Source organism: Streptococcus shenyangsis (genome assembly GCF_006385785.1).
Taxonomy (GTDB): domain Bacteria; phylum Bacillota; class Bacilli; order Lactobacillales; family Streptococcaceae; genus Streptococcus; species Streptococcus shenyangsis.
Map to the genome: position 1 here is coordinate 84527 of NZ_VFSH01000002.1, position 21647 is coordinate 106173.

A 21647-nucleotide genomic window follows, 5' to 3' on the forward strand; every position below is an offset into this window, starting at 1 on the left:
TTATCAGATAAAAGAAAGAGCAATTCCACCTGAACTGCTCTTTTTTGCTATTCTCTTTCTTCTTGGACTTCTTCACGCTCTTCTTTTTTAACTGGAGCTGGTTCATAAGCTCGGATAATCTGAGCGACAACTGGATGGCGAACCACATCCTTGGCTGAAAAATGAACAAAGTCAATCTGATGGATATTCTTGAGTTTCTCTTGGGCATCAATCAAACCGGACTTGACATTACGCGGAAGATCAATCTGACTGATATCTCCATTGACAATCATCTTAGAATTAAATCCTAAACGAGTTAAGAACATCTTCATCTGCATGATAGTCGTATTTTGCGCCTCATCGAGAATGACAAAGGCATCCTCCAAGGTCCGTCCACGCATATAGGCAAGGGGTGCAATCTCGATAATTTCACGCTCCATGAGACGAGTCGTCTGGTCTTTGCCTAGAATCTGATACAAGGCATCATAAACAGGTCTAAGGTAAGGATCTACCTTCTCTTTAAGATCACCCGGAAGAAAACCTAGACTCTCTCCTGCCTCAACCGCTGGACGTGTCAAGATAATTCGTTTGACCTGGCCACGTTTAAGGGCAGTCACGGCCAAAGTAACTGCAAGAAAGGTCTTCCCTGTTCCTGCGGGCCCGATTCCAAAGGTCACATCATGCTGTTTGACACTATCCACATAAAGTTTTTGACCCAAGGTTTTGACACGGATAGGCTTCCCTGTATTGTCCTTGATAATTTCTTCTTCGTAAAGGGCGACAAACTTGTCGATTTCATCGTTTTTGACCATGCTAATCGCAGTGACCACATCTGGCGTACCAACGGTCATCCCACGATTTACCAAGACCATGAGGGCTTGAATAACCTGACGAGCCTCTTCACAGGCAGTCTCCTCTCCCAAAACCTGCACAATCTCCGTACGAGCATGAATCACCACATCAAGCTCTTCTTCCATCAAACGAAGATGGCGTTCATTGGAACCAAAAAGATGAAACAGGTCATCTGGATGACTCAGTTGAATGTCTATTGAATGTTCCTTCAAATAAAGAACCTCTCTAATTCTTTTATTTCTTTTTATTATAGCAGAGGGAGGGAGAAATTACTAGCCCAAACCCAGTGAATACGCTAGTGTTCTAAGTATTCTTGCCAGATAGCGTCAAAGTCTCCTAGGTTGAAAGAGAAACTAGCGTGCTCCTCCAAAAAGCGACTCACCTCATCAAAATCATCTGTGTGTTTTGGGAAGGCTGACTCTTCAAAAGCGAGGTCTGCCAAAATTGCTTTGGGGCTGTTACTTTTAGGGTTGCGCTCGGTCATGAGCCAAGTGTAAAATGATTTTCTCATATGTCTCCCTAAATCAACTCTGTCCCAAACTGGTCTTGCTTGATTTTACCAGCCTTCATCAAGCCACCGAGTGCTTTCTTAAACTGACCTTTAGAAATACCAAAGGTTGCCTTGATATCCTCAGGGGATGACTTATCATTCAAGGTCATAAAACCTCCATTACTTTCCAAGTAAGTCAAAATCATCTGAGCATCATTTTCCAACATTTCAAAGGAACGTGGTTTGAGGGAGAGATTCAGCGTACGGTCAACCTCGCGGAAACCAATGACACGCGCATCTAAGACTTGCCCCAAACGTGGCTCTGCGTAGCGCTCGCTAGGATGGATAAAGCCAAGCATGTTATTCTCTGGCAGGTAAACAAAAGTTCCTGACAACTTGAGACGGTAAACAATGGCTGGCCAGTTTTGGTTCTGCATATTGTTGTAAGCAGGACGAGCTAGACGTTGGAAGTCTTCTTGATAAGCCAAGAGGCCCCAGATACGGTCTTTCTTGTCCACTTCAAGACGGATGTAGAGTTGGTCTCCCTTCTTAGGCCAGAGTTCCTTGAGCTCAGGGAGGATATCGAGTGACACAACGATTTCCTTGTCAGGTAGGCCTGTATCGACAAAGACTCCCAAGTCCTTGCGTACTTCTGTTACAGTTCCCCAACCAAATTGGTCCTGAGTGGCAGTTACTTCTAAAGTGGTCAAGCGGAGCTTTTGCTTCATATCCGTGTAGGCAAAACCTTTAACCGTGTCGCCTACTGTATGTTGACCTTCTTCCTTGGCAAGCGCATAGGTCTGGCCATCCTTTTGCACAAAGTAAAAACGATCATTTTCATCGATGATGAGTCCAACGATAAAACTTGCAAGATTTGTATTCATATTTCCTTCTTTCGAATAAAACTCAGCCAGCAATGCCAACTGAGTTTTTCTGTTTATTTTTAGACTTCCAAAAGTTCTTTCTCTTTGTTGGCAGTCATGTCGTCGATGTGTTTAACAGCATCGTCTGTTACTTTTTGAATATCTTTTTCAAGAGTCTTCAATTCGTCTTCAGTGATTTCTTTTGCTTTTTCTTGTTTCTTTGCTTCGTCCATAGCATCACGACGGATATTGCGAACAGCCACTTTAGCATTCTCACCGACCTTCTTCACTTCTTTAGCAAGGTCACGACGAGTTTCTTCTGTAAGAGCAGGGATAACCAAGCGAATCACAGAACCGTCGTTAGCTGGTGTAATACCAAGATCAGAAGCGTTCAAAGCACGTTCGATATCTTTCAATGAAGACTTGTCAAATGGTGTTACCAACAAAACACGTGCTTCTGGAATCGTAATTGAAGCGATTTGATTAAGAGGAGTTTCTACTCCATAGTATTCTACATGTACACGGTCAAGCAAGCTTGCATTGGCACGGCCGGCACGGATACCACCAAATTCACGAGCAAGTGATTGGTGAGACTGGGTCATTCTCTCTTTAGCTTTTTCAATAATTGCGTTAGCCATAATCTTTTTTATTCCTTTTCTTCGATATTATTTGAAACTGTTGTTCCGATATTTTCACCAAATACGACACGTTTGATGTTGCCTGGTTGATTCATATTGAAGACAACCAAGTCAATGTCGTTGTCCATTGAGAGGGTTGAAGCTGTTGAGTCCATGATACGAAGACCTTTATTGATAACGTCACGGTGGGTCAATTCTTCAAACTTAACAGCTGTCTTGTCTTTCTTAGGATCGGCATTGTAAACACCATCGACACCATTTTTAGCCATGAGGATGGCATCCGCTTCTATTTCAGCTGCACGAAGGGCTGCTGTTGTATCAGTTGAGAAGTAAGGTGAACCAATTCCAGCACCAAAGATAACGATACGGCCTTTTTCAAGGTGACGAAGGGCACGTCCACGGACATAAGGCTCTGCCACTTGTTGCATGGCAATGGCAGTTTGCACTCGAGTATCGACACCAACTTGTTGCAATGAATCTGCCATCACAAGAGCATTCATAACGGTCCCAAGCATTCCTGTGTAATCTGCCTGAACTCGGTCCATTCCTGCTTCTGCAGCAGGTTCACCACGCCAGAGATTTCCTCCACCAATAACAAGGGCAATTTCGATACCTAAGCTATGAACTTCTTGAATCTCTTTTGCGATTGTTTGAACTGTTTGGATATCAATCCCTACGCCACGTTCACCGGCAAGGGCTTCACCTGATAACTTGATTAAAATACGTTTATACTTGGGATTCGCCATTTTCACTCTCCTTTTTTTATCCTACCTATTTTATCACAATTTCTAAGATTTTTATAGTATCATGAGCAATTCTTTCAAAAAAATTAGACAGTCAAAAATTCCTCTAAGTCGCTGAGGGCACGCTCTGCAATTTTTTCATAACGAGCCTTCTTATCACGAATACGCTCACCTTCCAACTCCTTGATAATTCCAAAATTGACATTCATTGGTTGGAAATGTTTGCTGTCCGCATGGGTGATGTAATGAGCCAGACTGCCAATCGCTGTCGTCTCTGGGAAAATAGCTGGACTTTCTCCCTTGAAAAGACGAGCTGCATTAATTCCCGCAACTAATCCTGACGCTGCTGATTCAACATAGCCTTCCACACCCGTCATCTGACCAGCAAAGAAGAGATTTGGTTGTTTCTTAGAACGGTAAGTCTGCTCCAGAAGATTTGGTGAATCCATGTAAGAATTGCGGTGCATAACACCATAACGAACAAACTCCGCATTTTCAAGACCTGGAATCATTTGGAAGACGCGCTTTTGTTCTCCCCATTTGAGATGGGTTTGGAAACCGACGATATTGTATAGGCTACCAGCCGCATTGTCCTGACGAAGTTGAACCACAGCATAAGGTGTTTTGAATTCGCCATCACGAGGTCCAGTATAGTCGTCTGGATACTCCAAACCGACTGGTTTCATAGGACCATAAAGCATAGTTTTAATGCCACGTTTGGCCATGACTTCGATAGGCATACATCCTTCAAAGTACTTTTCTTTTTCAAAAGAATTAAGCGGTGCTTCTTCAGCATTGACCAAGGCTTCATGGAAATCCATAAACTCTTGCTTGGTCATTGGAGCATTGAGGTAGGCCGCTTCTCCCTTATCATAACGTGATTTGAGATAGACCTTGCTCATATCGATGGTATTGACGTCGATAATAGGCGCTGCCGCATCGTAGAAATAGAAACCATCTCCATTATTAAGGGCATGAATTTTCTCAGCTAGGGCATCACTAGTCAAGGGACCAGTAGCCACAACTGTGATAACATCTGTTGGTAATTCTGTAATTTCATCACGAACCACTTCAATCAAGGGGTGGTTGGTCACTTTTTCAGTCACCATCTGTGAGAAACCATCACGGTCCACCGCAAGCGCACCACCTGCAGGAACCCGTGTAGCCTCAGCAGATTCCAAAATAACAGAACCCAAGCGACGCATTTCTTCCTTGAGAAGCCCGACAGCATTTGTAAGAGCATCCCCACGAAGGGAATTAGAACAAACTAACTCAGCAAAATTGTCTGTTTTATGTTGAGGTGTTGACTTGACACCACGCATTTCATAAAGTTTAACTGGAATACCACGCTCTGCGATTTGGTAGGCTGCTTCAGAACCTGCCAAACCAGCACCGATAACATTGATATAAGATTGAGACACGACACTAATACCTCTTTGGGAGTGTGAAGACAAGTTTCACATTGAAAAAGCCAATCGGACTTTCCTCGCTCTCGAGTTTTCTGGCTCAGGCTGAAAAAGTCCCCCCGGACTTTTTCACTCCCACAAATCTTTCTATTTTTTTCTTCTACTAGTATAACAAAAAAAGGGAAGAAGGCAAACTTCCCTGTTTAGTCATTTTCTTGTTTTTCTTCCCAGTCATGGTAGGCAGCGTAAAGCTGGCTTTTATTACACTGGTAAAACTTAGCTACTTCCTTAATGGCTTGATTTTTCTTCATACCTTGCTGTATGCGGGCTTGGATTTCTAAGAACAAGTCTTCCTCGTCTTTTTCCTCCACATCCTGACTGGCACCTTCCACGATGAGAAGGCATTCACCCTTGAGAGGCGTTTCAGCGATACTTTCCAGCAATTCAGAGATTTTTCCTCGTTGGTATTCTTCGTAAATCTTTGTCAATTCTCTTACCAAGACTACCGAGCGGTCACCATAGACTTCTAGCATATTTTCTAGCGTATCTGCCACACGATGAGGCGATTCATAGAAAATTTGAGTTTCTGGATAGTCTTTTTTCAAGTCGAAAAATTGCTTTTGCTGGCCTGATTTTCTGGGTAAGAAGCCGTAAAATATGTGTGGCTGTGGCGCTAAACCACTGGCAATCAAGGCAGAAATTCCTGCAGAGGCACCTGGAACAGTGATAACTGCGATTTCTTCCTCAATCGCAGCCTTGACCAAATCATGGCCAGGGTCTGAAATGCTAGGCAGACCTGCATCGGATACCTGAGCAATACTTTGCCCTGCTTTCAGGAAATCAATCAAATCAGGAATCTTTTCCTTGGCATTGTGCTCATGAAAACTAATCTGTTTGGTAGAAATGTCAAAATGCTTGAGCAAAAGCCCTGTATTGCGCGTGTCCTCAGCAGCAATCCAGTCCACTTCTGTCAAGGTCTGGATAGCTCGAAAGGTCATATCGTCTAGATTGCCAATCGGCGTTGCCACTAGATACAGCTTGCCATAGGGAGACTGCCCCTTAAAACTTTTTTGAATCTGCATGCCTACTCCCTGTATAACAACTCGTCACAGAACATACATTCCTCGTCCTGCTCTCGACGTTGTCCATAAAAATCATTACAAACGTGAAATCCATCACGGTAAATGCGACGGACACTTTCGCGAACATGTTTGGCCTTGACGGGAGCATCTGCTTCCACCTCACCCAAGCGTTCGCGCAACTTACTATTTTCCAAGCGAAGAGCTGTATTTTCCTCTACCAGGCTCTTGAGATTTTTCTTGATGGCTTCCACATCGGCCAAGGTTACCAACAACTGTTGGGAAAAATCATCCAGCGCGTCAAATAATTCTTTTTTGTCCATAAAACAGCCCTTTCCTTTCTTTATCCTTCATTTTTGAGTTTATATTTCTTTTAAGACCAGATATTCCATGGCATTTTGAAAGCTGACATTAGCCTGCCACATTTTTCTAGCTTCTAACAAATCTTGTAGAATCACCCGAACTCTTGCTTGCAGGATATCTTGCCCACAGAAAACTTCAAGAATCCGTAAAACCTGATCTTGTTTTTCCTTGTCATCTGCCAAGCTAGCTAATTTAGCAGCCTGCAAATAACTTTCTTTTTTCTTAGCTACTAACCAAGTCGTCAGGCGTTCACTTTCATCAACCAAGGTCCAAAAACTTGCCTGATTTGCCAACTTTTCTGCTTCAGCTCGCGATTGAGCAAACTGAGCTAAAAAAGTTGCTTTTTTCTTAACCAGTCCCATTTGTTCTAAAAGCAAGATAAGTTTTTCTTCTTGCTTTTTAAAGTGGAAAATCTGGGTCCGACTTCGTATTGTCGGTAAAATCTTTTCTTCGTCGCTGGTCAGGAAAAAAATGTAAACCTCACTCTGGGGTTCTTCGATGACCTTGAGCAGAGAATTAGCTGCGTTGGGATGCATTTTCTCAGCTTGTTCAATGATAAAGACCTGTTGCTGACTTTCAATCCCTGCTTGAGAAAACTGCCCCACCAATTCTCGAATCCGTTCTGTCTTAATGACCTGATTGACTGGCTTAATCAAGGTGACATCGGGAAATTCTCCCTGTTCAATCAGCTTACAATTTCGGCATTTCTCACACGGTAAAACGCCTACCTTATCCGTACAAAAGAGGCTCTTAGCCAAGAACTGCGCCATTTCCAAGCTTCCAAAGAAACCTGAAAAGAGGTAGGCATGATTGAGCTGGTCTTGTTCTAGGATACGGACAAAGCGGTCAAACTGATCTGGCTGCCAATCCTTTAGTTGATCTTGTTTCATTTAGATAATCCCATTCTGTCAAATAAGACATCCTTGGTCGTTTCCACAACCTCATCCAATGGGAGACTGGCATCAATCTTGACAATGCGATTTCTTTCTTTGTCCAGAAGAGAAAGGTAGCCTTGACGGACTTTTTTATGCAAGTCCAACCCTTCCAAGTCCAAACGATTGACCTCGCGGTCACTATTAGCAGCAATACGAGCCAGCCCTTCTTCCACCTCGATGTCAAAATAGAGTGTCAAATCAGGTTTAAGGCCATCTGTCGCAAACTGATTGAGCCAATCAATGGCGTCAATATCCAAACCACGACCAAATCCCTGATATGCAAGAGAACTATCAATAAAGCGGTCTATAATGACCAACTTACCAGCTTCAAGTGCTGGAAGAACTTTTTCCACCAAGTGCTGTCTGCGACTGGCGATATAGAGTAAAAGCTCTGTTTTAGCATCCATCTGAGTATGACTTGGGTCCAAAATTACTTGACGAATCTTCTCCCCAATCAAGACTCCGCCAGGTTCACGGGTCGTCAGCACCCCTACCCCTTTTTCCTCTAAAATTGGTAACAGTGCCTCTAAAACACTGGTCTTTCCTGCTCCCTCTGGTCCCTCAAGAGAGACTAAAAATCCTTTTGACATGTCTAACTCATTTCTTTTTTACTACTTCTATTCTATCAAAAAAATAGGGGTTTGTGACAATCTTTTTGTCTTCTCATTTCAACCACCATAAAAGAGGCAGTCAAAGCCACCTCTTATTTACCCAGTTTTTTAGTTCGTTTGTAGGCTTTTTTGACTGCCTCCATAACGGTTCCTCTAAAGGCATGTGCTTCTAAGCTTGCTACACCAGCGATAGTCGAACCGCCTGGGCTGCATACTTGGTCTTTCAAAACTCCAGGATGTTGCTGGCTTTCTAAGACCAATTGCCCAGCTCCTACCACAGTTTGAGCTGCCATTTTCAATGCTGTTTCTCGTGGCAATCCAGTCTGAACACCTGCATCTGCCAAGGCCTCGATAAAAAGATAGACAAAGGCTGGTCCACAACCTGCAAGACCTGTCGCTGCGTCGATTAAACCTTCTCCTAGTTCAACCAAGAGACCAGCCTTAGTTAAAAGCTGACAAAATAGCTCACTGTCCTCAGCCCTGCAATTAGAAGACAAGGCATAACTAATGACTCCTTGACCGATAGAAGCAGGGGTATTTGGCATCATACGAATAATTCGGTGTTGACTTGGAAGAAGACTAGCCAGTTTTTCCAAGGTCAATCCAGCTGCCATCGAAATCAAAAGAAGACTTTCTCTTTTTTCAAGAATGGTCTGATATTGAGAAAGCAGTTCAGAAAACTGAGCAGGCTTCACTCCTAGAAAAATCACATCTGCTTCTGCAAAAATCTCTTCATTGCTGGAAGCCTGACCACCAAAGTTGGCGATGAAAGCATCAACCTTGGCTTGACTACGATTGGCAAGAAGAATGTCATCACACGTCTTGGCCTGCAAAACAGCCTTAGCCAAGCTAGCTCCCATATTCCCCAAACCGATAAATCCAATCTTCATCTCTTACTCCCTTATCTGTCCGTCACCAGTAACCACATACTTGTAGCTGGTCAATTCCTTCAAGCCCATGGGACCACGCGCATGCAATTTCTGAGTAGAAATCCCCATTTCACATCCCAGACCAAATTGACCTCCATCGGTGAAACGCGTTGAAGCATTGACATAAACTGCTGCCGAGTCCACTTGGTCTGTAAAGTAAGCAGCAGCACCAGAATTTTCAGTCACAATCGCATCCGAATGATGGGTGCTGTGTGCTTCAATATGCTCAACCGCTTCTTCTAAACTGCTAACGACCTTAACCGCTAGGATATAGTCTAAAAACTCGGTGTCAAAGTCTTGGATCTCTGCTGCTTGTCCAGAAATATATCGACTAGCTTTTTCATCTAAACGAAATTGAATCGGTTCAAGTCCAGCTTCTTTTCGATCGACAACTAGCACTTGCTCCAAACGAGGAAGGAAGCTTGCTGCCTTATCTTCATGAACAAGCAGAACCTCCATGGCATTACAAACAGAAGGACGACTGGTTTTAGCATTGTTGATGATAGACAGAGCCTTGTCTTCGTCTGCATCCTTATCCACATAAACATGGACAATACCAGTCCCTGTCTCAATAACAGGCACAATAGCATTCTCAACCACTGCATTAATCAAGCCAGCTCCTCCGCGAGGGATGAGAAGGTCTAGATAACCCTTTGCCTTCATCATGGCATAGCTACTTTCTCGACTGGTATCTTCCACTAGTTGAATCACATCTGGGTGAATAGTAGTCGTTTCCAAGCCCTTCTTCAAGGCTGTGACAATAGCATGGGCTGTTTGATAGGCGTCCTTACCACTACGAAGAACAACCGCATTTCCACTCTTGAGAGCCAAAGCAGCCGCATCAGACGTCACATTTGGACGGCTTTCATAGATAATACCAATAACGCCCATAGCTACACGCTTCTTTGTGATAACCAAACCATTTTCAAGATGATTGGTTTCTAAAACTTCACCGATTGGATCTGGTAAGGCAACCACTTCACGAATTCCAGTTGCCATCGCTTCTATACGACCTGCATCCAAATAAAGACGATCCAGCATCACATCTGAGATTTTACCCTTGGCCGCTGCCATATCGAGAGCATTGGCCGCTAAAATCTCCTCAGTAGCAGCCACTAAGTAATCAGCCATGTCTAGCAGGGCTTGGTTTTTCACGACTTCACTAGCTGTGTTGATCGATTTTTTAACAGCCTGTACCTGTTCAAATTGTTCTTGTGTACTTACCATAGTTTACCTCTAAAATTCTGTAAAGAGTAGTTGGATTTCAGGAGTAATGGAAATCCAGTCATCACGGTGAATCAAGACACCCTTGGCTTTTTGAGAACGCAACATATCCTCCAAAGCAGATGCCCCAAATTGCACGCGCCCTTTTCCAAGTGATTTTCCACTTTCCTTGTCAAATACTGTCACGATATCACCGTAAGAAAAGGCTCCTTCTGCTTCAACAATACCAGATAAGAGAAGACTCTTTCCATGTTGAGAGAGAGCTTCAGCAGCCCCTTTATCAACCCAAATAGAACCTTGACTCTGAGCATAGAAAGCCAGCCATTGTTTCTGGGTACGAAGTCCCTTCTCTTGCGCAACAAAGTAAGAACCATCTTTGCTCTCCTCAGCCGCCTCAATCATGGCATCTACCTTCAAGGATGAGCAGATATAAACAGGAACTCCTGATTCTGTCGCAATAGTTGCAGCCTTGATTTTTGTTAGCATGCCCCCAGTTCCATTTGACGAGCCAGCTCCACCAGCCATATCAATAATCTCACGATTAATGGTCTCGATTCGCTCCAAACGTTTGGCTCTTGGATCTGAATTAGGATTTCCAGTATAGAGGCCGTCTACATCTGTCAAGAGAACCAAAAGGTCTGCTTGGACCATAGCCGCTACCTGTGCACTCAGAGTGTCATTGTCCCCAACTTTGAGTTCATCAATAACAACACTATCATTCTCATTAATGATAGGAATCGCCCCACGGCTAAGTAGAACTGACAAAGCTTGATGGGCATTTTTATAACGACGCTTATCAACAAAGTCGTCCTGGGTCAGCAAGATTTGTGCAGAAACGATTTGGCGCAAGAGAAGATTGGTCGTGTATTCTTCCAACAAAAGTCCTTGCCCTACCGCTGCTGAAGCCTGTTTATCAGCAATCTTAGTCGGACGCTTTTTAAATCCTAAGGCCCCAAAACCAGCCGCAATGGCACCCGACGACACCAAAATCAACTCATGACCAGCCTCGTGTAGCATAGCCAACTGCTGGGTAATAGCCTTTACCTTACTACGTGATAAACTTCCATCCTCATTTGTCAGAGAAGAAGTCCCCACCTTAAAGACAATCCGTTTGTATTTCATAGTCTCACTCCGATTCTTCATATTTATCTATTATAACATGAATGGCAGAAAATAGAAAAAAGTTGATAGGAAAGAAGTCCCTAAAACCTTCTTTTTTGCCCCTTCTAGAACAAAAATAAAAACCGCTAATCCTAAGAATAGCGGTTTAATCATGTTTTTAAGCTACTAATGTAGTCGCTCTATTATTTAAGAGTAACTGAAGCTCCAGCTTCTTCCAATTTAGCTTTGATTTCTTCAGCTTCTGCAGTTGCAACGCCTTCTTTAACAAGTGCTGGTGCACCGTCAACAAGTTCTTTAGCTTCTTTAAGTCCAAGACCTGTGATTTCACGTACAACTTTGATAACGCCAACTTTTTTATCACCTGCAGATGTCAATTCAACGTCGAATGAATCTTTAGCAGCACCAGCGTCAGCAGCACCAGCTGCAGCAACAGCTACAGGAGCAGCTGCAGTTACACCAAATTCTTCTTCGATAGCTTTTACAAGGTCGTTCAATTCAAGGATTGAAGCTTCTTTAATTTCAGCAATAATGTTTTCAATGTTCAATGCCATTGTTATTTCCTCCAAATAAGTTTTAATTTTTATAATAGTTTTTTCGTAGCTAGGCTACGCTGCGTAGCTTAAGACTAAGCTGCGTCTTCTTTGCTTTCTGCAACCGCTTTGACTGCAAGAGCAACGTTGCGCACTGGCGCTTGAAGTACAGAAAGGAGCATAGAAAGAAGTCCTTCGCGGTTTGGAAGAGTTGCAAGTGCAAGAATCTCTTCTTTAGATGCGACAGCGCCTTCGATTGCACCACCTTTGATTTCAAGTGCTTCAGCGTTTTTAGAAAAGTCGTTCAAGATTTTCGCTGGTGCGATAACATCTTCGTTAGAAAATGCTACTGCAGATGGTCCAACGAATACAGATGCAAGATCTTCAAGACCAGCTTTTTCAGCTGCACGACGCAAGATTGAGTTTTTAATAACTTTATACTCAACTTCGCTTCCACGAAGCTCACGACGAAGAACTGTATCTTGCTCAACTGTCAAACCACGAGCGTCTACAACGACGATAGATGCAGCAGCTTTCATTTTTTCAGCTACTACGTCAACTAGTTCCGCTTTTTTAGCAATAATTGCTTCACTCATTAGTGTGTTCACCTCCGTTATTATTTTGCTTGGGGAATTTTTCCAAAAGAAAAACGCGCCCAAACCTAGACACGAAAGTACAATACGCTTCTTTTTACATGATACGTTTTGTCCTCGGTAGGATACTTATGAGTCGAGCTCCCCTACTGTCTTAGGCAGTTTTTTCAAACCGTATATAAGTATAGCATAGTCAAAAAAAGAATGCAAGATTTTTGCAAACTTTTTTTAAACTTTTTTTGGTTTTTCTTTTAAAGTTCTGCTGTCAAGACTTGGCCTTGCTTCACAACCTGTTCTCCGGCGATATAAACATCATCTACATCACTGGATTTGACTGCATAGACTAAGTGGGAAAGCATATTTTCTTGGGGTTGAAGATGGATTTTCCCTTGTGGTTGAATGACTAGAAAATCTGCTTGCTTGCCAACTTCCAGACTCCCAATCTCTTCTTCCATTCCAAGAACCTTAGCCCCTTCGATTGTCAGCGCTTTTAGAGCCATTTCGATAGGAAATTGGCTGGCATCCCCACTTTTCATCTTCTGAAGAAGGGCTGCAGTCCGTCCTTCCTCAAACATATCTAGATTGTTATTGGAAGCAACCGAATCTGTCGCAATTCCTACTGCCACTCCTGCTTTTTGGAGCTGGATAATTGGAGCAATTCCTGAGGCCAGTTTGAGGTTGCTGATAGGATTGTGGGCGATAGCGACTTGAGAAGATGACAGACGTTCAATTTCTCTATCATTTAGTTCTACTCCATGAGCAAAGACAGAAGGATGACCTAAGTAACCCAGTTCTTCTAGAAAAGCAAGGGGACGTTTGCCGTATCGTTTCAGGATAATTCCCGATTCTTCCTTGGTCTCCGCCACATGGATATGGAGAGAAATATTCAACTCTTTTGCCATATCTAAGCTTTCTTCCAGCAAGTCTCTACTACAACTGTAGGGAGAATGTGGGGCTACCATAACCTTGAAATTTGGATTTTTATATCCAATAATTTCCTCAATGATGGCTCGTGTTCTAGCAATGGTCTCAGCAGTTGTTTCTGTATCTGAAGAAAAGAGGGTCGGTGAGAAATAAGAACGCATCTTAGAATCTTTCACTGCCTGATAAATCTGCTCAATATCCACACCATTGGGATTATACATATCATTAAAGGTTGTTGTTCCTGACTGGAGCATCTCTGTTAGAGCTTCTTTGACCGCCTTGGTAGTCATGTCGGGAGTAAACTCAGCTTCTGCTGGCCATATATAGTCATTGAGCCATTCATGAAGATTGCTATCATCTCGAATCCCTCTCAGACCTGTCATTGCAGAATGTGTGTGGCAATTAACCAAACCAGGCATAATCCAAGCTCCCTGATAGTCTATAATCTGCTCAGCTTGATTTAAAATCTCTGACTTCTCTTGACCGACATAGACGATTTGAGAATCTTTAACAGCTAAGATTCCATTCAAATAAACATGGAAATCTTGGTCACAAGTCACGATATTTACATGCTGATAGACTTTCATTGTTTTTCTCCTTCTAAGGTCGTGATTTTTTCTAGCTATTGTAACAAAAAAGTCACCCGAAGGCAACTTTTTTTCGTCCATAAGATTTTAAAATAGGAAGGCTTATTCTGAGCTAAAAGCTGCAGCTTGCTGCATTTGATAATACTTCCCCTTTCGAGCCATGAGTTCCTGATGGTTACCATACTCAACAATGTCACCATCCACCAAGACAAGAATCAAATCCGCATCCTGAATGGTAGACAAGCGGTGAGCAATAATAAAACTTGTGCGCCCCTCCATGAGTTTAGCAAAGGCATCCTGTACCAGCACTTCTGTCCGCGTATCGATGGAGGAAGTCGCCTCGTCTAAGATAAGAATCTTTGGAATAGCTAAAAAGACTCGGGCAATAGTCAAGAGCTGAGCTTGACCAACAGATAGAGATTCTCCTGCATTTTCCAACTTGGTATCGTAACCCTGCGGTAACTGTTGGATGAAAAAGTCTGCATTGGCTGCTTTGGCAGCAGCAATCACCTGCTCCCGACTAGCATCAGGATTCCCAAAAGTAATATTATCATGAATGGTCCCTTGCTTGAGCCAGGTTTCTTGGAGAACCATGCCAAACTGCTGACGTAAAGAGGAACGACTATAGTCATAAATGGATTTCCCATCCAGCAAGATATCTCCTGAATTAATGGGATAAAAACGCATGAGGAGATTAATAAGGGTTGATTTTCCAGCACCTGTCGGACCAACAATAGCCACCTTGCTACCGGCTGGGATATCGATAGATAAGTCTTTAATCAAAATCTTTTCAGGATTGTAGCCAAAAGAGATATGTTTAAAGGAAATAACTCCCTTAACTTGGTCACTAGTCAAGACTTCCTTACCTGTTTCAGCCACCTCAGGACTTTCTAAGACAGCATAAACACGTTCTGCACAAGCCAAGGCACTTTGCAATTCGGCTAGAACTGAGGAAATATCGTTAAAGGGCTTGGTATACTGCTGAACATAGTTCAAAAAAGTCACTAAACGCCCGATGGTCAAGGTGGAACCCATCATGATACGATAAGCTCCTACTCCAGCTAGAAGCGCATAAATGAGCGCATTTACAAAGCGAGTCGAAGGATTAACCGTTGATGAATAAAAGATGGCTGATTGAGAATAGCCTGCGTAGTTGTCATTGTCATCGTGCAGTCTTTGGATAAACTCTTCCTGAGCATTGAAGGACTGGATAATGGTCTGTTGACTAAGCGATTCTTCAATCAACTGTGTCTGAATTCCCCTCGTCTCTGTTTGCTTCTGGAAGAGATGATAGGAGCGTTTGGCAATGAAGCGTGAAATCACCATAGACAGTGGCGTCAACAGCAAGACTAAGAGTGTCATCAGGAGATGAATTTGGAGCATGGCAAGAATACTAACTAAAATCATCAAGACGCCAATGAAAAATTGGTTAAAAATCATGGTCAAGCCAGCTGCCAACTGTTCGATATCCGTGGTTACACGACTGACCATCTCCCCACTGCCTTGCCGATCCACAAAAGCAATCGGTAAACGATGTAGCTTATGGATGATTCGCTCTCGCAAGTCTTTAGTATAAGAGAAAATTAGGCGATTATAGAGGAGAGGATTGGCCCATTGAACTAGTGTATTTCCTATAACCACCAATACCATCTGAATGAAAATTTGCCAAAAAACTAGCGAAGACTCAGCCACCAGAACCTGGTCGATGACCTGCCCAATCAGAATAGGTAGGTAGATTGATAAGCCAACCTGAGCAATAGTTCCTATAAAGGCTAGGAAAAGGAGGAGAGGATGACTTGCAAGGTCTTTAGCCAAACGTGTGAGCGTCTGGTTTGCAGTTTGTCGTCTCATGCTAGTCCTCCTTTCCATGTTGAGATGCATTGATTTCACGATAGACTTGACTGGTCTTCATCAAGTCCTCGTGCTTGCCGATAGCTAGTAGTTCCCCTTTTTCCAATAGGAGAATCTGGTCAGCCATCTGTAAAGTCGAGGTTCGTTGAGAAATCAAGATTAAGCTCGTATTTGGCAGATTTTCTCGAATAGCTTTCAAGAGCTTGGACTCGGTAATAGTGTCGAGGGCCGAGGTTGCATCATCTAGGATGAGAAATGGAGCCTGACGCAAGACTGCGCGAGCAATAGACAGCCTTTGTTTTTGTCCACCTGATAAATTTCGCCCTCCTGCCTCAACTAGGGCATCCAAGAGTTCTTCCTTTTCACTGACAAAATCCTTAGCTTGCGCAATTTCCAAGGCCTGCCAAAGTTCTTGGTCAGTTACTTCGTGATTGAAACCTAGAGTCAAGTTTGAACGAATGGTTCCCTTAAAGAGTTCGACTTTTTGGGGCACATAGGCAATCCATGACCGCCACTGCTCCAAATTACGAGGACTAGATCCATCTCGATAAGGGTAAATGCTCCCCTTGTCTGCTGGATAAAGTCCAAGGATGAGTTGCACCAAACTTGACTTACCAGAACCCGTTCCCCCAATGATACCAAGGATTTGCCCTTGCTTCATATCAAAGGAAATGTCTCTCAGAGAAGGCCGGGCCGCATCAGGATAGGTAAAGGTCAATTCTTGGACTTGTAAAACCCGATCATCGGTAGCTTGCTTTTCTTCTAACTCTGAATGGATATCTTCTGGAGCCTCGAAAAAGACTTCCTCGATTCGCTTGGCTGAGATATAAGACTGGTTGAGAGAATTTATCAACATGGCTAGCTTGACCAATTCCACCAAAATCTGCAAGAGATAGTTGATAAGGGCAATGAGAGCACCTTGACTGAGCAATCCTCCTTGAATAGAAATATAGCCTTGCCAGATAATGACTAGGAGAGTTCCATTTACAATCAGATAGGTCAGGGGTGTTAATAAGCTGGACCAGAAACCCGTCTTTTCTTGTAATCTAGCATAGACTTGGTTAAGGGTTTGAAAAATCTGTAACTCTCGTTTTTCTTGACCAAAAGCACGAATAACTCGCATGCCTTGTAATTGCTGGCGTGTTTCCTGAACCAGTTGGTCCGTTTTATTTCTGAGACTACTGTAGAGAGGATTGACCAGTCGAGAGAGCCCTACAATGACAATGGTCAAAATGACAACCATGACCAAGAACCAGAAAGTCATCTCAGCTGAGATGCGATAGGCCATAAAGATAGCGCCAAAGACAATAATAGGTGCTCGCAAAAAGAGACGCAGGAATTGATTGATACCAGTTTGAATCTGGTAGGTATCCGAAGTCAAGCGAGTGACCAAGCTAGAAGTGGTCAAACGATCTCTGCTATCCTTGGGCAAGGAAAGAATATGACGATAGAGATCATCTGTCAGTCCTTTGGCAAATCCAACCGCAGCCTTAGCTGAGTAAAACTGAGCTACCAAGGCCACTACAACACCAATCACTGCAAAGATAAGGAGCAGACCAATCTGCATCCATAGATGACCTTGATTTTTCTGGGGCAAGGATTGGTCAACAATCCCAGCAATCACCATTGGAACTAAGAGCTCAAAAACAGCTTCTAGTAACTTGAACAAGGGTGCTAAAATTGATTCCTTGATGTAGGGTTTAAAGTAAGGTAATAGGTGTTTCATAGATCCCTTCTATTCGTATTCTGGAAATAAAGAAAGTGGGAAGTGCCCACCCTCTCTGTTTTATTTGTTTAAGTAAGACAGTAGATAGCCATATCCTTCCTCTTCCATCTCATCCTTGGCTACAAAACGCAAGGATGCCGAATTGATACAGTAACGAAGTCCACCTAACTCCCGAGGTCCATCTGTAAAAACATGACCCAAGTGAGCATTCCCCGACCGAGAACGAACCTCGATTCGCTCCATTCCATGGCTCATATCCTTGTAATAATGAATCAATTCCTTGGAAATCGGACGGCTAAAACTTGGCCAACCACAACCTGAGGCAAACTTATCCTTGGCAAAAAAGAGTGGCTCACCTGTCGTGATGTCTACATAAATTCCCTCTTCAAAGGTTTGGTCATAGGCATTGGTAAATGGAGCCTCTGTAGCAGCTTCTTGGGTGACACGATAGGACTCTTCAGTTAAGCTTTCCTTTAATATCTCTTGGCTAGGCTTTTCATAGTTTGCTTCATCAATCAATGGCTTATCAGCATCGGTCACATCGATATGACAGTAACCTGAAGGATTCTTCTTAAGATAGTCTTGGTGGTAATCTTCAGCCAGAATGTAGTGGCGAAGTTTCTCCACCTCTACTGCAATCTTTCGCCCAAGCATGCGCTCCTGCTCCTGCACCACTGTGAAGATAGCTGGCAGGTCTGTTTTATCTTGGTAATATATACCGGTCCGATACTGACGTCCACGGTCATTCCCTTGTTGATTGATGGATAAAGGGTCGATAACACGGAAATAATAAAGTAAAATCTCTCTAAGTGACACTGCCTTCTCATCGTAAATCACTTGAACCGTTTCTGCATGGTCTGTTTCTTTGAGCAACTGGTAATTGGTCGTTTCGACTTGACCATTAGCGTAGCCGACACTGGTTGTTAGCACTCCAGAAATGCGTGAAAAATATTCCTCTAGGCCCCAAAAACAACCGCCTGCTAGATAAATTTCTGCCATCTTAATTTCTCCTTTATCAAGTTCTTTGACTAGACTTATTTTCAAAAAAAGGATAGGAAGCCCTCTGGTCGAGAGTTTCCCCATCCTATCTGCTATTCTTTATTTTGCTTCGACACGGACCCCTTGGGTATCAACTTTCAAGTCATGAAGTTTGCCTTTGAAGGGTTGCTTTTCCAATTCTGCCTTAATCGTTGGCATCTTGTCATGAGAAGCCAAAACCATAACTGTCGGCCCAGCACCAGAGAGGTAGGTTGCATAGGCACCATTTTCTTTGGCCACTTGTTTAATCGTCGCAAATTCTCTCACCAAGTCCTGACGATAGCGCTCGTGGAAGAGGTCTCCCTCGATTGCTTGCCCAGCTGTCACCATATCTCCTGCCAACAAGGCAGCAACAGCTACATTGGCGATAGAACTAGCCCCAACAGCTTCCTTGTAAGATAATTTCTTAGGCAAGACGCCACGGCTGTCTCGAGTACGCAATTCATAGTTTGGAATGTAGGCTAAGAAATCACACTCTGGGAAGTCTGCTACGATAGCAGAGACTTGACCTTCAACGGAACTTGCAATAACAAGATTACCATAAATGGCTGGAGCCACATTGTCAGGATGTCCTTCAATCTTGGTCGCTAACTGCAATTTTTCATGGTCTGACAAGTTGAGCTGGCCCAGTTGGTTGGCTAGTTCAATTCCAGCAACAATAACCGAGCTGGAAGAACCCAAACCACGCGCCAAGGGAACATCACTAGTCATTTTCAAACGTCTTGGTTGCAAGTCTGGTACAATTTGCAAAGCAATTTTGAGCAAGAGATTACGCTCGTCATGAGGAATCCATTTGCCAATCTGGTGTTCAATCAACCACTCATCTCGTTCTTCGCAGACCTCAATTTGAAGATACTTGGTTACAGCTACACCGACCGAGTCAAAACCTGGACCGATATTGGCACTGGTTGCAGGTACAATAATCTTCATCTTATTCTCCTAGCACCTTGAAGGTATTCAAGAGGTCGAATTCTGAAACCTTCTTCAATTCAGCTGCGACATTTTCAAGTTGAGATTTATTAATCTTGTGTGTAATGATAACGACACGCGCCTTGTCACCCTCTTTGCCATCTTGGAGGATTTGCTTGAAGGAAATATCTTGAGCATTAAAGATTTCAGCCAACTTCAAGACCTGACCTTTTGAGTCTGGTGCCAAGATTGAGAAGTAGTAGTTTGCTTTAACATCCTCAGGATTTGCCAAGACCAAGTCACGATTGTATTCGTTGAAGTCTTTACCGATGGTTCCATCATTCAGGCGACGAACGATACGGACAATATCTGCTACAACACTTGTTGCAGTTGGTTTTTGACCCGCACCTGGTCCGTAGTACATAGACTCACCAATACCAATAGATTCTACAAAGACAGCGTTCATTACGCCATTCACACTAGCAAGTGGGTGCGCTTTAGGTAGGAAGGTTGGAGTCACTTCTGCAGCAATACCTGAAGGAGTTTCCTCGATAGAACCAACCAATTTCACTACATAGCCAAGTTCTTGAGCTACAGCTACGTCTTCTGGTGTGATGTTACGAATCCCCTTGTGGGCTACATCGTCAAAGGCAACCTTCATGCCAAAGGCAAATTGGCTCAAAATAACCATCTTGTAGGCTGCATCAATCCCATCCACGTCATTTGTAGGGTCGCTTTCTGCAAATCCTAGACGTTGCGCTTCCGCAAGAGCATCGTCGTAAGACCATCCTTCTTCTACCATCTTGGTCATCATGAAGTTGGAAGTTCCGTTAACGACTCCAAGCACGCGCGTGACTTTATCAGAAGTCAAGGAATTTGATAAAGTACGAAGAATTGGAATCCCACCAGCTACTGCTGCTTCGTAGTAAAGTGCTACCTTATTAGCTTGAGCGATTTCTAGCAATTCTGCACCATGGACAGCCAAAAGGTCCTTATTGGCAGTCACAACATGCTTTCCAGCTTCCAAGGCACGAGTGATAAAGGTTTTAGCAGGTTCGATACGTCCCATCAATTCCACTACGATGGTAATATCTTGGTCTGATAAAATATCATCCACATTGGTTACAAAGTTAAAGTCATTCCCTGCTGCAAGCAAGCGATTCTTTTCATCTTCATCCTTGACCAATACCTTGGCAACTTCAATCTCTGAATGTGCTGATTGATTGATTTTTTCTCCATTTTCCTTTAGGAGGAAGGGCACACCACTTGCAACGGTACCAAATCCTAGTAAAGCAATTTTAACTGTCATGTTTGTCTCCTCGAAATTTTCTAATATAGCCATTATAACAGAATTTTGTGAAAATTCCTATTATAGTAAATCACTATTTCAGTCTAGAAAAGAAAAAAACGAATCAAATGATTCGCTCTTCCTAAAATCTAGAAATAATTTTCCAGAAATGATTATCCAATCTTTTGTAGATTAATCACCGCATCGTGATTCATCAAGACTTGACCATACTCCTGCAAGACTGAGCGACTGATGTCACTATCATCTGCAAACTCACGCATACGAGCCAACAGCCAAGCTGGATATGGACTTGGATGATTTTCAATATCCACTAAAATGGTCAAATAATAGCGCTCATTCATCTTGTAGAGCTCAGAAGTTTCCATCTCAAAAGTCACTGTCTTGGCAAAAGCCACCAAATCAGCTAACTTAGCAAAAGAAAGGATGTAGTAGATGTAAGGCTCTTTCTTGCTTTCAACTTCTTGTTCAGCCTGCTCCTGCTCTTCTTCTTTTGATTCTACTTGCTCTAGAGATTGAATCGCTTCGATGTCATCCTTGGTTTTATCTGCAATGCTCTTTTCCAAGGTTTTGATAAACTCATCTGGCGACATTTGAGCCAATTCTTCCATATCTGGTAAATCCGATAAGTCTTCAAAATCTAGATTTTGGTCAATCTTTGACTTGGTTACAAAGACATCTACCTTATCAGGTTTTGGAGTCACACGGAAGCTCAACATACCTGTATCCAAAAAGCTCTCAGGCATCTCTAACTCATCCAAGATAGCATAAAAGAACTCTTCTGTTTTTTCTTGAGGAACGAGAAAGTCAGCAATCTCCATTCCACGATCCATCAAATCCTCTAAAGACATCGTGATTTTCAAAGTTGTATCACTAATTTGTTTCATTTTCATTGCTAGTAACCTCATACTTTCAGTTCTATCTATTATACTAGATTTTTATGATTTTA

At 43.0% G+C, this 21647-nt stretch carries 22 protein-coding genes and 1 other annotated feature; all 22 genes read right to left on the minus strand.

What is annotated here, in order from left to right; all coding sequences use genetic code 11:
• Positions 1-47: 47 nt before the first annotated feature.
• The 22 genes from FJR77_RS02060 to mecA all read right to left on the minus strand — a co-directional run bounded on the left by FJR77_RS02060 (position 48) and on the right by mecA (position 21591).
• The gene (locus FJR77_RS02060) at positions 48-1043 is read right to left on the minus strand and encodes a PhoH family protein (RefSeq protein WP_140833229.1); all 996 of its coding nucleotides are present in this window, start codon (positions 1041-1043) and stop codon (positions 48-50) included.
• Between the two features lie 83 nt (positions 1044-1126).
• Positions 1127-1342, minus strand: a complete 216-nt coding sequence (locus FJR77_RS02065; protein WP_001232084.1) for a YozE family protein — start codon at positions 1340-1342, stop codon at positions 1127-1129.
• A gap of 8 nt (positions 1343-1350) precedes the next feature.
• A complete protein-coding gene (gene cvfB, locus FJR77_RS02070; protein ID WP_049488665.1) occupies positions 1351-2205 on the minus strand; it encodes an RNA-binding virulence regulatory protein CvfB in 855 nt (284 codons plus the stop codon).
• Between the two features lie 59 nt (positions 2206-2264).
• Positions 2265-2822, minus strand: coding sequence for a ribosome recycling factor (gene frr / locus FJR77_RS02075; protein ID WP_001262225.1), 558 nt, complete (start codon positions 2820-2822; stop codon positions 2265-2267).
• Between the two features lie 8 nt (positions 2823-2830).
• Entirely contained in the window at positions 2831-3568 is a 738-nt protein-coding gene (gene pyrH / locus FJR77_RS02080) for a UMP kinase (protein WP_000002996.1), read from the minus strand.
• Between the two features lie 83 nt (positions 3569-3651).
• Entirely contained in the window at positions 3652-4986 is a 1335-nt protein-coding gene (gene trmFO / locus FJR77_RS02085; protein ID WP_140833227.1) for a methylenetetrahydrofolate--tRNA-(uracil(54)-C(5))-methyltransferase (FADH(2)-oxidizing) TrmFO, read from the minus strand.
• A gap of 188 nt (positions 4987-5174) precedes the next feature.
• Positions 5175-6053 (minus strand): 16S rRNA (cytidine(1402)-2'-O)-methyltransferase, encoded by an 879-nt coding sequence (rsmI, locus tag FJR77_RS02090; RefSeq protein ID WP_140833225.1) that lies wholly within the window; start codon positions 6051-6053, stop codon positions 5175-5177.
• 2 nt (positions 6054-6055) lie between these two features.
• Positions 6056-6373, minus strand: a complete 318-nt coding sequence (gene yabA, locus FJR77_RS02095) for a DNA replication initiation control protein YabA (protein ID WP_000358228.1) — start codon at positions 6371-6373, stop codon at positions 6056-6058.
• Between the two features lie 39 nt (positions 6374-6412).
• Positions 6413-7303: a DNA polymerase III subunit delta' gene (locus FJR77_RS02100; RefSeq protein WP_140833223.1), complete on the minus strand. Its 891-nt coding sequence runs from the start codon at positions 7301-7303 to the stop codon at positions 6413-6415.
• Positions 7300-7938: a dTMP kinase gene (gene tmk / locus FJR77_RS02105; RefSeq protein ID WP_140833221.1), complete on the minus strand. Its 639-nt coding sequence runs from the start codon at positions 7936-7938 to the stop codon at positions 7300-7302. The genes FJR77_RS02100 and tmk overlap by 4 nt, the downstream gene beginning before the upstream one ends.
• A gap of 113 nt (positions 7939-8051) precedes the next feature.
• Positions 8052-8849 (minus strand): pyrroline-5-carboxylate reductase, encoded by a 798-nt coding sequence (proC, locus tag FJR77_RS02110; RefSeq protein WP_140833219.1) that lies wholly within the window; start codon positions 8847-8849, stop codon positions 8052-8054.
• Positions 8850-8852: 3 nt separating this feature from the next.
• Positions 8853-10115: a glutamate-5-semialdehyde dehydrogenase gene (locus FJR77_RS02115; protein ID WP_140833217.1), complete on the minus strand. Its 1263-nt coding sequence runs from the start codon at positions 10113-10115 to the stop codon at positions 8853-8855.
• 9 nt (positions 10116-10124) lie between these two features.
• Entirely contained in the window at positions 10125-11234 is a 1110-nt protein-coding gene (gene proB / locus FJR77_RS02120; RefSeq protein ID WP_216629099.1) for a glutamate 5-kinase, read from the minus strand.
• A 182-nt stretch (positions 11235-11416) separates the two neighbouring features.
• A complete protein-coding gene (gene rplL, locus FJR77_RS02125; protein ID WP_001196965.1) occupies positions 11417-11785 on the minus strand; it encodes a 50S ribosomal protein L7/L12 in 369 nt (122 codons plus the stop codon).
• Between the two features lie 74 nt (positions 11786-11859).
• Positions 11860-12360, minus strand: a complete 501-nt coding sequence (gene rplJ / locus FJR77_RS02130) for a 50S ribosomal protein L10 (RefSeq protein WP_001287278.1) — start codon at positions 12358-12360, stop codon at positions 11860-11862.
• A 38-nt stretch (positions 12361-12398) separates the two neighbouring features.
• Positions 12399-12534, minus strand: a sequence feature (ribosomal protein L10 leader region).
• Positions 12535-12608: 74 nt separating this feature from the next.
• Positions 12609-13868: a TRZ/ATZ family protein gene (locus tag FJR77_RS02140; protein WP_140833213.1), complete on the minus strand. Its 1260-nt coding sequence runs from the start codon at positions 13866-13868 to the stop codon at positions 12609-12611.
• A 102-nt stretch (positions 13869-13970) separates the two neighbouring features.
• The gene (locus tag FJR77_RS02145; protein ID WP_140833211.1) at positions 13971-15719 is read right to left on the minus strand and encodes an ABC transporter ATP-binding protein; all 1749 of its coding nucleotides are present in this window, start codon (positions 15717-15719) and stop codon (positions 13971-13973) included.
• Position 15720: 1 nt separating this feature from the next.
• Positions 15721-17445 carry an ABC transporter ATP-binding protein gene (locus tag FJR77_RS02150; protein WP_140860027.1) on the minus strand — a complete coding sequence of 575 codons (1725 nt, stop codon included), beginning with the start codon at positions 17443-17445 and terminating at the stop codon, positions 15721-15723.
• A 60-nt stretch (positions 17446-17505) separates the two neighbouring features.
• Positions 17506-18444 carry a peptide-methionine (R)-S-oxide reductase MsrB gene (gene msrB, locus FJR77_RS02155; RefSeq protein ID WP_140833209.1) on the minus strand — a complete coding sequence of 313 codons (939 nt, stop codon included), beginning with the start codon at positions 18442-18444 and terminating at the stop codon, positions 17506-17508.
• A gap of 99 nt (positions 18445-18543) precedes the next feature.
• Entirely contained in the window at positions 18544-19413 is an 870-nt protein-coding gene (thrB, locus tag FJR77_RS02160; protein WP_140833207.1) for a homoserine kinase, read from the minus strand.
• Between the two features lies 1 nt (position 19414).
• Positions 19415-20701 (minus strand): homoserine dehydrogenase, encoded by a 1287-nt coding sequence (locus FJR77_RS02165; protein WP_140860029.1) that lies wholly within the window; start codon positions 20699-20701, stop codon positions 19415-19417.
• Between the two features lie 152 nt (positions 20702-20853).
• The gene (gene mecA, locus FJR77_RS02170) at positions 20854-21591 is read right to left on the minus strand and encodes an adaptor protein MecA (protein WP_140833263.1); all 738 of its coding nucleotides are present in this window, start codon (positions 21589-21591) and stop codon (positions 20854-20856) included.
• Positions 21592-21647 lie beyond the last annotated feature (56 nt).

What these genes read in the sequence shown, in the direction of transcription:
- FJR77_RS02065 (WP_001232084.1), bottom strand. Translation starts at nt 1,342, where the DNA reads ATGAGAAAATCATTTTACACTTGGCTCATGACCGAGCGCAACCCTAAA.
- cvfB (WP_049488665.1), bottom strand. Translation starts at nt 2,205, where the DNA reads ATGAATACAAATCTTGCAAGTTTTATCGTTGGACTCATCATCGATGAA.
- frr (WP_001262225.1), bottom strand. Translation starts at nt 2,822, where the DNA reads ATGGCTAACGCAATTATTGAAAAAGCTAAAGAGAGAATGACCCAGTCT.
- pyrH (WP_000002996.1), bottom strand. Translation starts at nt 3,568, where the DNA reads ATGGCGAATCCCAAGTATAAACGTATTTTAATCAAGTTATCAGGTGAA.
- rsmI (WP_140833225.1), bottom strand. Translation starts at nt 6,053, where the DNA reads ATGCAGATTCAAAAAAGTTTTAAGGGGCAGTCTCCCTATGGCAAGCTG.
- yabA (WP_000358228.1), bottom strand. Translation starts at nt 6,373, where the DNA reads ATGGACAAAAAAGAATTATTTGACGCGCTGGATGATTTTTCCCAACAG.
- FJR77_RS02100 (WP_140833223.1), bottom strand. Translation starts at nt 7,303, where the DNA reads ATGAAACAAGATCAACTAAAGGATTGGCAGCCAGATCAGTTTGACCGC.
- tmk (WP_140833221.1), bottom strand. Translation starts at nt 7,938, where the DNA reads ATGTCAAAAGGATTTTTAGTCTCTCTTGAGGGACCAGAGGGAGCAGGA.
- proC (WP_140833219.1), bottom strand. Translation starts at nt 8,849, where the DNA reads ATGAAGATTGGATTTATCGGTTTGGGGAATATGGGAGCTAGCTTGGCT.
- FJR77_RS02115 (WP_140833217.1), bottom strand. Translation starts at nt 10,115, where the DNA reads ATGGTAAGTACACAAGAACAATTTGAACAGGTACAGGCTGTTAAAAAA.
- proB (WP_216629099.1), bottom strand. Translation starts at nt 11,234, where the DNA reads ATGAAATACAAACGGATTGTCTTTAAGGTGGGGACTTCTTCTCTGACA.
- rplL (WP_001196965.1), bottom strand. Translation starts at nt 11,785, where the DNA reads ATGGCATTGAACATTGAAAACATTATTGCTGAAATTAAAGAAGCTTCA.
- rplJ (WP_001287278.1), bottom strand. Translation starts at nt 12,360, where the DNA reads ATGAGTGAAGCAATTATTGCTAAAAAAGCGGAACTAGTTGACGTAGTA.
- FJR77_RS02140 (WP_140833213.1), bottom strand. Translation starts at nt 13,868, where the DNA reads ATGAAAGTCTATCAGCATGTAAATATCGTGACTTGTGACCAAGATTTC.
- FJR77_RS02145 (WP_140833211.1), bottom strand. Translation starts at nt 15,719, where the DNA reads ATGAGACGACAAACTGCAAACCAGACGCTCACACGTTTGGCTAAAGAC.
- FJR77_RS02150 (WP_140860027.1), bottom strand. Translation starts at nt 17,445, where the DNA reads ATGAAACACCTATTACCTTACTTTAAACCCTACATCAAGGAATCAATT.
- msrB (WP_140833209.1), bottom strand. Translation starts at nt 18,444, where the DNA reads ATGGCAGAAATTTATCTAGCAGGCGGTTGTTTTTGGGGCCTAGAGGAA.
- thrB (WP_140833207.1), bottom strand. Translation starts at nt 19,413, where the DNA reads ATGAAGATTATTGTACCTGCAACCAGTGCCAATATCGGTCCAGGTTTT.
- FJR77_RS02165 (WP_140860029.1), bottom strand. Translation starts at nt 20,701, where the DNA reads ATGACAGTTAAAATTGCTTTACTAGGATTTGGTACCGTTGCAAGTGGT.
- mecA (WP_140833263.1), bottom strand. Translation starts at nt 21,591, where the DNA reads ATGAAAATGAAACAAATTAGTGATACAACTTTGAAAATCACGATGTCT.